The organism is Candidatus Halobonum tyrrellensis G22 (genome assembly GCF_000495475.1).
In the GTDB taxonomy this organism is placed as follows: Archaea; Halobacteriota; Halobacteria; order Halobacteriales; family Haloferacaceae; genus Halobonum; species Halobonum tyrrellense.
On the sequence record NZ_ASGZ01000068.1, the window covers coordinates 40,188 to 54,363 of the forward strand.

Annotated in this window: 10 protein-coding genes; 5 read left to right on the top strand and 5 right to left on the bottom strand. The window is 68.8% G+C overall.

All coding sequences use genetic code 11. From position 1 onward, the window contains the following. Positions 1-139: 139 nt before the first annotated feature. From K933_RS16455 to K933_RS16470, 4 genes are all read right to left on the bottom strand, one after another. Positions 140-1,558: a sulfatase gene (locus K933_RS16455; protein WP_049947981.1), complete on the bottom strand. Its 1,419-nt coding sequence runs from the start codon at positions 1,556-1,558 to the stop codon at positions 140-142. Positions 1,559-1,706: 148 nt separating this feature from the next. Then, the gene (wecB, locus tag K933_RS16460; protein WP_023395888.1) at positions 1,707-2,825 is read right to left on the bottom strand and encodes a non-hydrolyzing UDP-N-acetylglucosamine 2-epimerase; all 1,119 of its coding nucleotides are present in this window, start codon (positions 2,823-2,825) and stop codon (positions 1,707-1,709) included. A gap of 168 nt (positions 2,826-2,993) precedes the next feature. Beyond that, positions 2,994-4,241, bottom strand: coding sequence for a hypothetical protein (locus K933_RS16465; RefSeq protein WP_023395889.1), 1,248 nt, complete (start codon positions 4,239-4,241; stop codon positions 2,994-2,996). Positions 4,242-4,519: 278 nt separating this feature from the next. Then, the gene (locus K933_RS16470) at positions 4,520-6,145 is read right to left on the bottom strand and encodes a DUF7282 domain-containing protein (protein WP_152529848.1); all 1,626 of its coding nucleotides are present in this window, start codon (positions 6,143-6,145) and stop codon (positions 4,520-4,522) included. Between the two features lie 197 nt (positions 6,146-6,342). Here K933_RS16470 and K933_RS19295 point away from each other — a divergent pair, with 197 nt between their 5' ends. The 5 genes from K933_RS19295 (at position 6,343) to K933_RS16490 (ending at position 13,239) form a co-directional block, all read left to right on the top strand. Then, a complete protein-coding gene (locus K933_RS19295; RefSeq protein ID WP_268744634.1) occupies positions 6,343-6,471 on the top strand; it encodes a hypothetical protein in 129 nt (42 codons plus the stop codon). Positions 6,472-6,521: 50 nt separating this feature from the next. Further along, positions 6,522-7,661 (top strand): glycosyltransferase family 4 protein, encoded by a 1,140-nt coding sequence (locus tag K933_RS16475; protein WP_023395891.1) that lies wholly within the window; start codon positions 6,522-6,524, stop codon positions 7,659-7,661. 374 nt (positions 7,662-8,035) lie between these two features. Then, the gene (locus K933_RS16480; RefSeq protein WP_080509309.1) at positions 8,036-9,622 is read left to right on the top strand and encodes a flippase; all 1,587 of its coding nucleotides are present in this window, start codon (positions 8,036-8,038) and stop codon (positions 9,620-9,622) included. A gap of 453 nt (positions 9,623-10,075) precedes the next feature. Next, positions 10,076-11,866, top strand: a complete 1,791-nt coding sequence (locus tag K933_RS16485) for a hypothetical protein (protein ID WP_023395893.1) — start codon at positions 10,076-10,078, stop codon at positions 11,864-11,866. A 263-nt stretch (positions 11,867-12,129) separates the two neighbouring features. Beyond that, positions 12,130-13,239, top strand: coding sequence for a DUF1616 domain-containing protein (locus tag K933_RS16490; protein ID WP_023395894.1), 1,110 nt, complete (start codon positions 12,130-12,132; stop codon positions 13,237-13,239). Positions 13,240-13,827: 588 nt separating this feature from the next. Here the strand turns inward: K933_RS16490 and K933_RS16495 are convergent. Further along, positions 13,828-14,112, bottom strand: a complete 285-nt coding sequence (locus tag K933_RS16495) for a hypothetical protein (RefSeq protein ID WP_023395895.1) — start codon at positions 14,110-14,112, stop codon at positions 13,828-13,830. Between the last annotated feature and the right edge of the window lie 64 nt (positions 14,113-14,176).

Below are 14,176 nucleotides of genomic sequence, written 5' to 3' on the forward strand. Positions count from 1 at the left end.
TGCCGCCCACGGTCCGTCGGCGCGACCTGGCTCGGTCGCACGGATCGTGTGGACCGCGCGGGTCCCCTCGGGGGGCGGGCGGACTCGACGTCCCGTCGGGCCGCGGGGGCGGTCGTTCCACCGACGACACCGTCCCCCCTCATCCGTCCATGACGTACCCGAGGTCTTCGAGTCGTTGTTTCGCGGCGTCGGAGTGGCTGGCCGACGCGGTGCTCTCGACCGGCTGACCGTATCGGTCGAACCAGTCGTCGTACAAGCCGTCGAACTCGTCGCGCACGTCGGGGTGGTCGTCGGAGACGTCGGTCGTCTCGTCCGGGAGGTTGAACAGTTCGGTCCGGTCGTCGCTCCGGACGTACTTGTACTCCGCCGTCCGGAGCGCGGTCACCAGCGAGTCGTGGACGTCGGGGTGGCTCGTGAACTCGGGGTTGAACTCCTGGGCCCGGGTGAACGTCCGGTCGCGGGTCTCTTTCCCGCGCTGGCTCACCGCGTAGGGGCGCGACTCCTCGCGGAGGTCGTACCCCGCCATCCCGTTCGTCGACGCTCCGCCCGCGGCCACCAGCGTCTCGATCAGGTCTATATGCTGGACCACCTCGTCGGTCCGGCTGCCGACGTCGGGGAACCCGTACGTGACCGCGGGGACGTGCAACAGCGCGTCGTCGGTCGAGAGGTTGTGCGAGATCAGGCCGTGTTCGCCCAACAGGTCGCCGTGGTCGGCGGTCACGACTAGCACCGTGTTCTCCATCCCCTCCGCCTGGAGGTGGTCGAACAGTTCGCCGACCAGCCAGTCGCTGTACGCGACCGAGGCGTCGTACACCGCCTGGAGCGCCGCCCACTCGTCGTCCGTGTACGCACACCCGTTCGCGATCTCGCGGTAGATGTTGCTCGACCGGTCGTACGCGAACGCCATCGCTTCCTCGAGCGACATCTCAGTCTCGCCCGCCACGAACTCCTCGGCCCACTGCGGCGGTGCGTAGTAGGGGTAGTGCGCTCCCTGGTAGTGGGCGTACATGAAGAACGGGTCGTCGCCCTCCGCGAGGTCCGATATCCACCGTTTGGCGATCTCGTTGACCACGAAATCCTGTCTGTGCTTCGACACCTCGGTCGAGAACCCGGCCGAGTGCGAGCGGATCCGCCGAAGGTACTTGAGCGCGGGGACGACGCTGTCGCGGGTCAGGAAGTCCTTCACGGAGGTGATCGCGCGGAACCGGTCGAACCCCCGGTCGAGTTGGGTCGCCTCGCTGAAGAAGGGGTTGATCGAGAGCCCCGCGGTGGTGTACCCCGCCCGGTCGAACCGGGTCGAGACGGGTTCTATCTCCGACGGGAGCACCTCGTTGTGGAGTCCGGCGCCGTGGGCCGAGGGGTACGTCCCGGTGAGCATCGACGTGATCGAGGGCTGCGACCAGATGGCGTGGGAGAAACAGTCGTCGAACGCGGCGCCCTTCGGCGCTGTCGCGATCCGTTCCATCTCGGGCGTGGTCCGCCGGTCGTACCCGTGGACAGATGTCCTGTCGGCTCGGACGCTGTCAAGGGTGAGCCAGATGACGTTAGGGGCGTCCATTGGCGGCTTCTTCGACGGGTGCGTATAAAATTAAACAGCTGATACTCGCCGTCCGCCTCGTCGAACGGATCGCCTCCCCACGTCGGCTCCGCCCGCCGGGTCACCATCGTCCGTCACACCGGTCGCGTCGGCCGGGAGCGGAGGGGTATCACGTCGTGACCTCGCGGTCGCTCTCCGACCGGGAGCCGACGAGCGCATCGAGTACCCGGTCGGCGGCGTCGCCGTCGCCGAACGGGTTCTCCCAGTCGCCCGGTCGGTCGCACATCGCCTCCGCCGCGGCCACCACCGACTCGGGGTCGACGCCGGCGACCCGGTTGGCGCCGACGGTGACCGTCTCCGGCCGCTCGGTCGAGTCGCGGAGGGTGACGCAGGGCGTCCCCAGCACGCACGCCTCCTCCTGGACGCCGCCGGAGTCGGTGAACACCAGCGCCGCGTCGTCTTCGAGCCTGAGGAAGTCGAGGTACCGAAGCGGCTCGACCGTCCGTATCGCGTCGGGCACGTCGACCCCGGACGACTCGATGCGCTCGGCCGCCCGCGGGTGGACCGGATAGACGACCGGGAGACCGACCCGGTCGGCGTACCGCGCGACCCCCTCGAGCAGGCGGCCGAACCGGTCGGGGTCGTCGACGTTCTCCTGTCTGTGAGCGGTCAACAGCAGGAACTCCCCCGCCTCGACCCCGACGTCGTCGAGCACCGTGCTCCGGTCGGCGGCCACGCGGGCGTGCTCGCGGACCGCGTCGACGACCGTGTTGCCCGTCACGACGATCCGCTCGTCGGGCAGGCCCTCCGCACGCAGATTCTCGCGCGCGCGTTCGGTCGGCGCCAGCAGGCTGTCGGCGACGTGGTCGACGAGCACCCGGTTCACCTCCTCGGGCATCTCGCGGTCGTAGCTCCGCAGGCCCGCCTCGACGTGTGCGAGCGTCGTCGGGAGCTTCGACGCGACGACACCGCCCGCGAGCGACGAGTTGGTGTCCCCCTGGACCACGACTATCTCGGGGTCCTCGTCGGCGACGACCGCCTCCACCGCCTCTATCATCTCGCCGGTCTGTTCGGCGTGGCTCCCCGACCCGACGCCCAGGTGGTGGTCGGGTTCGGGGATCGAGAGGTCGTCGAAGAACACGCCGTCGAGCGCCCGCGAGTAGTGCTGTCCCGTGTGGACGAGCGAGTAGTCCACGCCCCGCCGCTCGCAGGCGCGGATCACCGGCGCGAGTTTGACGAGTTCGGGCCGCGTCCCGAGCACGATACAGACCACCGGGCCGGCGCTCATCGACCGCCCCCGGCGGCGGCCGCTTCCCGCGGCGCACCCCGCGGCTCGTCGCTCGCGTGTGAACTCGCCGTCATCCGTTGGCCGGGCTACTCGCCACGAGGGCATTGTTATTCCATACATACCCTCGCGTTACGCTTACTTACCGGGCGGCGAGCGCCCGGTCGGGCGCTACCGCGGGGTCGGCTCGGGGGAGTCGGGGGCGAGCAGGTACGTGGCCGTCGCGTACGACATCCACGCCTGACACCACCGCATGAGGGTGAACCGCCGAGTGTAGTAGCGGTCCTGTCGGAAGTAGAACCGCCCGTCGCCGGCGTGGAGGTGCGCGAGCGTCCACGACAGCACCCGCCGCGCGCGGTCGAGTTCGCCCGTCTTCGAGAAGACGATGATCCCCTGGGCGGCGGCGTGGGTGTCGCGCGGGTACGCCTTCCGCTCGTCCCAGTTGGGCGCGCCGTCGGGTTCGAACAGTTGTTCGCGGTAGAAGTCCAGCCCGCTGTCGAGCGCGTCGGCGTAGCGGTCGTCGCCCACGAGCGTCCGGTAGCGGAGCAGCGACTCGACGACGAACCCGTTGTGGTGGTTGTCCATCGAGAGGTGCGAGCTGTCGGGCGGGTCGCGGTAGCGCCAGCCGCCGACCGGCTCCTGTCTGGAGACGACGTAGTCGAGCAGTTTCCGCGCGCGTTCGAGGTGGCGCTCCTCGTCGAACCGCTCGTGCAGTTCGAGCAGCAGCACCGCCCCGAGCGCGACCGCGTTGAGCGTGTAGTTGTCGGTGCCGTGGGCGGGGACGTACTTGATCCGCGCGGTGTCGTCGACCTCGTGGTACGCGAGGTCCTCGTAGATGAAGTCGGCGGCCGAGCGCACCGCCTCCTCGTACCGGGGTTCCTCCAGTTCGTCGGCGGCCGCCAGCAGCGCCTTCACCGCGTAGACGGTCGAGACGACGTCGGGGTCTTGGGGGGTGCCGACCCGGTCGCGCCACTGGATCGAGTGGCGGTGGCCGCCACAGAACCCCGCGTGCCCGCGGATCCGGTGTTCGACCAGCCAGTCGGCGAGGTCGCGCGCCTCAGCGCGGTAGGCGTACGGGTCCGGGTCGAGCATCCCCCGCTCGGCCAACTCGGCCGCGCCGAGGTTCGCCATCGTGAACAGCGCGGTGCCCTTGTAGTTGCGCCGCCGTTCGACCCGGAACAGCGGGCGGACGTTGACGGGCGAGCGCTTGATACCCTCCTGGACGGCGGCGTTGACCCACTTGTTGTCGACCGGCAGTCGCTGGAGGAGACGGCTGCTCATCCCGTCGCCGTAGTCCCAGCCGGTGTAGTCGCGGTCGCGGGCGTACGTCAGCGTCGCGTCGAGGGTGTCGACGAGGTACTGGCGGTCCTCGGCGGTGTCCGGCGGCGTCGCGGGACGGGCCGGCGGAGCGCTGGTCATCGAACTCGACTACCCCCCGGACGCGGTTTGTTATGCGGCTACTTCGGGGCGGTGTCGACCGCCGAGACGGCCGAGTGGAACCGGAGCCATCGGGGAGGGGCCCCGTCCGAGCGGCGAGCGGGGTACTGCCGAGAGAACCTCGTCGGACCGTCCGTCGACCGGACGGATCGCCCCCCGCAGGGCCGGTCCGGAGTTCGCGGCCGACCCCGGCGAACGGGGGACCGCGGGGGAAGGCGACGACGCCCCGTCCGGACGTTCGACTGCGCGTCGTCCGTGGGTCAGTCGCGCCCGCGCGCGAACAGGAGCGCGGCGCACGCCAGCGCGACGAGGGGGACGAGCGGGCCGAGCGGCGCGGTCGTCGCGGTGCCGCCGGCCGCCCCGCCGTCGTCCGTTCCCTCGGCCGTCGCGGCGTCGCCGGCCGCGTCGGTCGTCGCGGCGGCCGTCGTCTCGGTCGCCGCCGCCGCCGAGACGCTGATCGTCGCGGTGGTCTCGAGTCCCGTGTCGGGCACCGCCACCGTCAGGCTGTACTCGCCGCGGTCGAACGCGGTCGTGTCGACCGCGAGGCGGCCGTCGGCGGGCACGCGGACGGCGACGCCCTCGTGGTCGCCGGCCGCGGTCACCGTCGCGTCGCCGAACGCCGCGCGGAGGGCGTCGTCGTCGATGCCGTCGGCGCGCACCCAGGCGGTGTAGCCGCCGCGCTCGGAGTCGAGCACGAGCGAGCCGTCCTCGACCGACGCCGAGACCGACTGGGTCGCGACCGTCATGGCGTCGTCGCTCACCCGCCGGTCGCCGTCGCCGTCGAGGTCGACGACGGCGCTCTTCAGGCGGTTGACGAGGACGTACCGGTCGCCGACCGCCAGATCGCTCGTGTTCACGACTACCACCCCGTCGGCGGAGGCGGTCCGTGTCGACACCGCGTCGCCGACGTCACCGTCGTCGGTCACGCGGTGGAGGGCGTACGGCGTGTTCGGACGCCCCTCGTACAGTAGCGTCTGGCCGGCCCACACCGTCCCGCCGGCCGCGTACGCGTCCGCGTCGGGGACGGTCACGCTCACGGTCCGGGTCGGCGCCGTCCCGGTGTTGCGGTACGGCTCGTCGACGCCGTCGTCGTAGGAGGCGTTTCCGCTGGTCTCGCGGTACAGCGACAACTGGAGCCGTTCGCCGTCCGCCACCGGTCGGTTCAGGGGAACGTCCACGTCGCGTCTGGTGTGGTTCGGCGTCACGTACTCGGAGACGCCGACGACCTCGCCGGTCTCCGAGCCGGCCGTCTCGCGGACGACGACGTAGCCGCGGTTCGGGAGGACGCCGCTGACGTGGAGCGTCTGCGGGGTCTCGAACGGGGCGACCACGCGGGTCTGCAGGTCCGCGTGCGCCTCGATGACGCTGTACTCGACGCGCGTCGGACCGGCGACGTTGCCCGCCGGGTCGGTGGCGGAGACGGCGACTTCGAACCGCTGGCCGGTCCTCGACTCCAGGATCGACGAACTCGTCCCGTTGGCGACGTGAACGTACATCCGGTCGCCGGCGCTCGCGTTCACCGGCGTCTCCAACTGTATCGTCACCCGCTCTCTGTCGGGCGTGACGGTGACCGCCGAGACGTTCCGGCGCTGGCGGTCGATGTAGAGGGTCACGTCCTCGACGGACGCGTTCCCGACCGTCCCGTCGAACTTCTCGTCGACGCCGAAGTCGAGCGTGACGCTACTGACCGCGGCGGGTCCGCCACCCGTGGTCACGACGCTGTCTCCCGGTTCGAACTCGACGCCCACCGAGTACGTCGTCTGCGTTACTGGCGTGTGTGGGTGGGGAGTCGCTCCCAACGGCTCGATGGCGGCGACCGGTCCCGTGAGACCGGCGACCACCAAGAGGCAGATCAGCCCCCCTGCCCGGATTCGGTTGCGTATCATCGTATGTGGCTCCTGTGAGTCGAGTTACTATCTGCATCTATCCGGCTTTGTTATTGTATACTTACCGACCCGGTGCCCAGGAGGGCGGTCGTCCCGGCTGTCGGCGCGACCCGACCGCGGAGGGGCGGAGAGGTCCGGGTATCGGGGTCCGGCAGTCGGAGACGCGACCCCGCCTGGGCGCCGGACCAGCGCGTCCGGTGGACGACGCGCCCGACCGGTTGGTCGAGGCGCGTGACGAGCAGTTCGACGCGCTCGGCGGCGGCTCCCGGACCGCGTCGTTAACCGACAAGGAGATTGACCACCTCGAAGCACTAGGGGACGTATGACGACGACACAGGCCCACGATCCCGACCGCCAGACGCGGGAGTGCCGCTGAATGCACGTCGCACAACTCATCTCGACCGACTTCCCGCCCGAGGAGGGGATCGGGTACTACACGTACAATCTCGCACAGCAACTGCTCGACCGCGGGCACGAGGTCACGGTCATCACGCGGGGGTCGACGCGTCGCGAACGGTTCACGTACGACGGGATCCGGGTCGTGAAGCTCCCCTTCCTCCCGGTGTACCCGTTCCACGTCGACGTCCACGGCTGGTTCGTCAGGCGCGCGCTCTCGGAGATGGAGTCGCAGTTCGACCTGGTCCACCTCCACTCGCCGCTCACACCGCCCATCGACACGTCGCTGCCCGTCGTCGCCACCGTCCACACCTCCGTCGTCGAGGATACCAGACAGATGCAGGACGGGACGCTCAGGGAACTGTACCAGAAGGCGGTGGCGTGGGCGAGCAGCCGGCGGATCATCGACAGCCAGTGTCGCACCGCCGACCGGGTCACGACCGTCGCCTACTCGGTGGCGGACGAACTGGCGGACTACTACGGCGTCGACGACGCGCTCGTGTTGGGGAACGCGGTGAACCTCGCGGAGTTCGACTCCCTCCCCACCGTCGACACCGACGACCCGTTCGTCCTGTACGTCGGCCGACTGGACAACCGGAAGGGCGTACCCGACTTCCTCGAGGCGGCCGAGCGGGTGTCCCGGACCCACGACGTCGGGTTCAAACTCGTCGGGCAGGGCCCTCTCGAGGAGAAACTGCGTCGGAAGGCGGACGACCTCGGTATCGCCGACCGGACCGAGTTCCTCGGGTACACCGAGCGGGACCGACTGCTCCAACTGTTCGGTGAGGCGACCGTGTTCGTGCTCCCCTCCCACTACGAGGGGCTCCCCACGACGCTACTCGAGGCGATGGCGTCCGGAACACCCGTCGTCGCGACGGCGGTCAGCGGCGTCCCCGACGTGGTCGACGACGGGGAGAACGGGCTGCTCGTCCCGCCCCGCGAGCCGACGCGCATCGCCGACTCGGTCTCGCGACTCCTCGACGACCCGGAACTGTCCGAACGGCTCTCGCGTGCGGGCCGGGAGACGATCGAGCGTGAGTACACCTGGGAGTCGATCGGGCGGGAGTTCGAGTCGCTCTACGCCACGCTCGTCGACGGCGAGCAGGCGTCCGAGCGGTGAGCGACAGGTCGCTGACGCCGCCCGATGTGACGTGGTTCCGACGCCGAGAGCGTCCCGGCCTCCGAGTAGGGGAGGTCTGTCCGCCGCCGCGCCCTATCACCCCCTCGGTCACCCTCGTCCCCGGGATCGGTGAATGCGCTCTATAACAAAGGCCGCGACACGCCGAGGTGCGGTGTAGCCATCTCACTATCGCTAATGTACGCACAACGTCTACTCCGAACTCGACGGGTCTCTCGGCTCTTTCCGGCTCCCGTCTCGAACGCGCGTGCGCGACATCGTAGCGAACGCGGAACTGTCCTCCGGGCGCCGCGTAGACCTCACCGGCCGGTGGCGGGCGCTACCGCCGGTGGGTCTCTCTCCTCTCCGCACCACGTATGACAGAAGAAATCGCTTCTAGCTCCCCCGACGGGGAGGACGAACCGACGGACTCGGATAGTACACCGACCGACAGCGACCTCTCGAAGCTGATGTCGAGCGCCACGCTCGTCATCGCCGGCCAGATACTCTACTCCGCCTCCAACCTGATCGAACGCGCGATCATCGCGAACGCGCTCTCGACCGAGGCGTACGGGCAGGTCGGGATCGGGCTCTCGCTTCTGTTCATCGGAACCACCGTCGGCTTGCTCGGATTCCGCTCGGGCATCCCACGGTACGTCTCGCGGTTCACCGACGACACGGAGATCCGGGGGGCGGTCGTCACCGGACTGGTGGCGAGCGTGGCTTCAAGCGTCGTCGTCGCCGTCGTCCTCTACACCAACGTCGATCTCATCGCCTCCTACCTGCTCGACCCGGGCGACAGCACGCTGCTCTTGCGGCTGTTCATCCTGACGATCCCGGTCGTCACGCTCCTCCAGATCGGTACCTCGGCGATCCGCGGGATGGAGAACACCCTCTACCGGACGTACGCCGAGCAGTTGGCCTACCCCGGGTTACGACTGCTCCTGATGGCGGTCTTCCTCCTCGGGTTGGGCTGGGGGATCGCCGCCACCGGATACGCGTACCTCGCCTCCGCGGCCGTCGGCGTGATCATCGCGTTCGCGCTCTTCAACCGCCTGTTCTCGATGCGCGGCCCCGTCGAGACGAGCTTCCGCGAGATGCTGTCGTACTCGCTCCCGCTCGTCCTCTCGGGGCTAGCCGTCCGACTGCTCACCAAGGCGGACACGCTGATGGTCGGCTACTTCCAGACCACCGTCGACGTGGCGTACTACGAGGCGGCGTTCCCGCTCGCGACCGGACTCCAACTGTTCCTCGGCGCGTTCGGGTTCCTGTACTTCCCGCTCATCTCGCGGCTCGACTCCGAGGACCGTCTCGGCGAGGTGAACAACATGTACAAGCTCACCACCAAGTGGGTGTACCTGCTCACGTTCCCGGTGTTCCTCCTGTTGTTCGCGTTCCCGTCGGACGTGCTCCGTATCGTGTTGCGACCTGAGTACTCGGCCGCCGGGCTCGCGCTGTCGATCCTCTCGGTCGGCTACTTCACCCAGGCGGCCGCGGGGCGGTGTATCGAGACCCTCTCGGCGTTCGGCCGAACGCGTCTGGTCTTCATGATCAACGGGCTGAGCTTCCTCCTCAACTTCTGTCTGAACCTCTATCTCATCCCCGAGTACAGCTTCGTTGGCGCGGCCGTCTCGTCGGCGGTCGCGTTCGTCTTCCTGAACTCGCTCACCGTCGGGCTACTCTGGCGGCTGTACGGCGTGACCCCCTTCTCCACCCACTCCGTTCGCACGTTCGTCGCACTCCCGTTCGCGCTCGTCCCGCCCGCACTCGTGGTCTCGCGACTCGTCACCCTCTCGCTCCCCACGTTCGTCCTCGCGGTCGTCGTCCTCCCGATTCTGTCGGTGGTCGTCTACGTGGCTGCCGGCTGCACGGAGTCGGAAGACCGGATCGTGGTCGACCTCGCCGAGGACAAACTCGGCCGGTCGATCCCGTTCGTCGACCGCATCATTCCACCGCGCGAGTGACAGCCACCGTCTTCGGCTGTTACCTTTAACGTTAAGTGTATAATTCCTGTCTATAACTCTCGCGTCGGCTCGCGGCGCTCGTTGCGTCTCGCTCGTTCGTGTGAACCCGTACCACCCCGGATCGACGGCCCCTGGTGAAGTGTGGAGATCGTTTTGATCCGTTCTACCCCGGCGCAGTACGCCGTTTTACTCTCCTCTTACCGTTGGGGACGGTTTACGAAACGGTGAGGGAACCGGGCGGTAAAAACAGTTAACGTAGTGTTTCCCTCAGTCCGCATCGTGTCATATCCGGACTTTGGCGGAAACAGCGGTAGAGATGACAGCAGTTCTTTCGGACGCCGGACGTGTCTTCGCGGTCTCGGTGGCCTGGCGGCCGCAGCCGGTGGGGCAGGAGCCTTCTCGGAGCGTGCGTCCGCGGCGACGACGCGACGGGGTATCAAGTTCGACCGACGGGTGAACGTCGTCGACGACCTCGGACTCGACCCGAACGGGAACGAGCCGATCCAGGGGAAACTCAACAACGCCGAACAGGATGGCACCTTGTTCGTGTTCCCGGAGGGGGACTACCTGGTGACCGACCGCATCCTCATGCTGTTCAACGACGCCGTCGGGATGGTCGGGCAGGGCAACGTCCGCTTCACCACCCCGAGCGGGTACAACGACTGGGCGGTCATCATCGACCACGGCGAGTACGGACTCTTCGAGAATATCGACGTCGACCTCCGTGCGAACAACGCCACACCCGGCTGTCGGATCGCCGGCTACACCGACGTTCAGATCCGCGACGTCGAGTTCATCGGGCAGGGGATCCAAAACAGGGCCGCCGACGTCAACCCGGCTCTCGGGCTCATCGCTCGCGACTCCGACGCCGAGGTGCTCGCGGAGAACGTGGTCGCACGGAACAAGGGGCGGATGGGGGAGTACAACCGAGGTAACGGCCGCGTCGGCGCGTGGGTCGGTCAATCGAGTAAGGGGACGGTGACGATCCGGAACTGCCACGTCTCGGGATTCCCGAACAACGGGCTGTACACCAGCCGGACCCCGGGCGCCGTGCAGGTCGAGGGCGGCGTCTTCCGTAACAACGACATCTCGCAGGTTCGGCTGGGGAGTGAGGGGAGCTACGTCAAGAACGCGCTCATCGAGGTCGACCCCTCGAAGAGCAACAGTCCCAACCCGTGGGGGATGCTCAACGGGCGGGGGGTCCGCATCGAGAGCGGCCAGATCGACTCGGCGGGCGTCACCGTCGAGAACTGCGACATCCGTATCGCCGACGGTGCCAGCTCGCAGGGTGGCGTGGTCGCGGCGCGGCCGGGCGGGATGTTCGACGTGGTCGACACCCGGATCCAGGTCGACGCCAAGTACGCGTCCGGGGTTCTCGGGCGCGTCCCCGACGGCGGGTCGCACAACCCGCCGCCGAAACCCCACCGAGCGCGACTACGGAACGTGAGCGTCACGGGCGACGCCGACGGCGGGGCGGCCGTCGACATCCGCTCGCGCCCCGACTCGATGGTCCGGTCGTGCTGTATCCAACAGAGCGGTAACAGGCGGACGGGTGTCAAGTTGGTCGACTCGAACGGGTCGGCGGTACGCGAGTCGACGGTGAACGTCTCCGGGCAGACGGTCGAGACGGAGAGCACCAACGCGAATGTCTGGGGGAACTCGACCGGCGGGTCGTGCCCCGCGCCCGGAGAGGGCGGGGCCTCGACGACCGACGCGGGCGGGTCGGACGACGACGGTGGCGACGACTCGTCGTCCGACGCGTCGAACGAGGGGAAACGGCTCACGGTCCGGGGGAAGAGCCACAACTCGTTCAAGTACGTGGTCGAGGTGAGCGGGGAGATTCACGGAACGGACAAAGCGGAGTCCGGCGAGGGTGGGTCCGGCGGGTCGGTGACCGGCTGGGTCGGCAAGGGTGAGGACTCGTTCACCTTCACGGGAGAGATCGAACGGCTCGTCGTGAAGGGGAAGATGACGCTCCGGTACCGCCGGTCGGACGGCTCGCCGAACGTGATGAAGTTCGGCGGCAACCACACCGGGGAGATAGCCTGGTACAACGGACGGGTCAGCGGCGACGCCGGCCGGACCTGGAAGCTCGAAGACGGCGACTCGATCTCCTCGGACGGCTCCGAGACGTTGCTGGACGGTTGTGTCGCCGGCGGCGGCTGGTGGGACTCGTATCACACCCACGGGGAGTTCCGGTCCGCGCTCCTCGACGGGGACTGTGCGGTGTCGGTCGACGACTGAACCGGCCGTCCAGTTCGGTCGGACCTCGCGGCGACGACGCGCGTCTTCGTCGGTCGGAGTGGACTCCACATGTCGGGCGAGTGGCGAGCGGGTTGCTAACGGTCCGCAGTCGGCCGCTCTCCGCCGCTGTCGGCGTGTGTACCTCCCTACGACGACGGACCCGCGGAATATGGACTCTATAACAATGTCTCTCGCTGTATCGCGTTACTGCATGGCTGTCGGGACCGCTCGCTGTCGGGGAGACGCACAGGACGGGGGAGTCGATGGATAGCGGCCGGAGTGAACCGGACGGGGGGCAGACGGCGGTTCGGGACGTCTCGTCGGGACCGCTCGCGTCGGTTCCGCTCGACATCGCCGGCCTCCTGGTGTTTCTCGCCGTCGCGCTCCCGTTTACGCTCGGAGTCGCCTCGCTCCCCGACCCGGTACAGATCCTCGTCGGACTCCCGCTCGTGATGCTCCTCCCGGGGTACGCGCTCACCACCGCGCTGTTCCCCAAGCGGGCACGAGGGGAACTCGACGCGAACGTCTCGGCACTCGGCGCCGACGCGATCCCCCACCGCATCCGCGGACTCTCGGACCGCGGGCTGGTCGGCGCCGAGCGGGTGGCGCTCGGGTTCGCCGTGAGCGTGGTGCTGGTGCCGCTGTACGGTCTCCTGATCAACTTCAGTCCGCTCGACTGGTCGACCCAGTCGATCGTCGGGATCCTCACCGTCGTGACGGTGGTGGCTTCGATCGCCGCGCTCGTCCGACACCGCGAACTCGCCGCGGTCGACACCACCGGGTACACCGTCGCCGGCGCGGTCGCCGCGTTCCGGCAGTCGCTCCGGCGGTCGACGTTCGACGCGACGCTGACGGTCGTGGTCGTCGTCTGTATCCTCTTTGCGGGCGTCAGCGGGGCGTTCGCCCTCACGTCGCCGCTCGACCGGTCGACGTACACCGATTTCAGCCTGGTGACCCAGACCGACGGCGGGGAGTACGTCGAGGCGAACTACCCGGACACGCTCGTCGCGGGCGAGCCGACCGACTTCCACGTCGGGATCGTGAACAACGAACAGCGGCCGACGGACTACACGGTGGTGGTCCAACTCCAGCGGGTTCGGACCCAAGACGGCGACGTGAGCGTGCTGACACGGAACCGCCTCGCGTCGTTCTCGACCCAGCTCGGTACGGGCGAGTCGACGTACGCACAGACGAGCCTCACGCCGCAGTCGCTCGGCGAGAACTTCCGGCTGGCGTTCCTCCTCTACGACGGGAGTGACCCGCCGGCGAACCCGACGATCGACAACGCCTACCGGTACACGTTCGTCTGGGTCGACGTCGTCGGCGAGGAGTCGGCCGCCGCGTCGGCCGGGTCGACCAACAGCAGTTCGTAGGACCCCTCGTCACCCCCCGGCTCTCAACTCGGGTTCCGCTTCGTTTCTCCCACTCGTATCCCCCCGCTCCTCCACCTCCCTTCGGGCGTCACGCACCCCACGCGACGACGCCCGCCGACACCGCTGTGACGTACAGCCGACGGACCCCACTACTTGCCAGCGGCTCCCGGCCGTCTCGCGTCGACGGTACGGACGCGTCCGCGCTCGTCGCGCGGCCCGCCGTCGCGGTCCGTCACTCGCGCGTCGGCGGACGTGGACGGGGCCGTCCGGTCGCCGTCGTCCGTCGGCGGCTCTACGGCGTCGCGTCGGTCCTGCAGCGTCGCGTCGGTCTGCGGCGTCGCGCGCCGACTCGGTCGCGATCGCGATGTCGTTCCCCACCGACTCGATCGGTGACTCGGCCGCGTACGACTCCCGGTTGGTGCGCTCGGACCGCCCCCGGCGCGAGTGTGGCGGCCGATGGCCCGGCGCGTCGGGGCGAGAGCGACGAGGGAGGGAACGGTCGGAGGCCCGAGGCGGCGGCTCAGCGGGGAGAGGGGCGTCGAAAACGAACGGTCGGTCGCGCGGGTCGGTACGGTCGGAACCGCGGCCTCAGAGGTAGCCCAGCGACTCGAGGCGACTCTCGACTTCCTCGTTGTCCTCGTCGTCGTTCTCCCGGTCGAGCGGGTCGGCGGCGGCGCCGGTCGTCGTGCTCCCCTCCTCGACCCGCGAGAGCACCTCTTCGAGGGTGTACTCGACGTACTCCGCGGGGGTCTCGAAGTCGGTCCCCTCGACTCGGGCGGCGACGCGCTCGTGGATAGAGTCGCGGATCGCGACGTTCGTCGTGTCCTCGTCCGTGTCCTCACGCGAGTCGGCCGCGTCGCTTCCGTCGGTCATCGTCTACCGATGCCGCCGTGTCCACTTGAGTATACTGTACATTCGCAGGGGGCCGCCGCCCCCG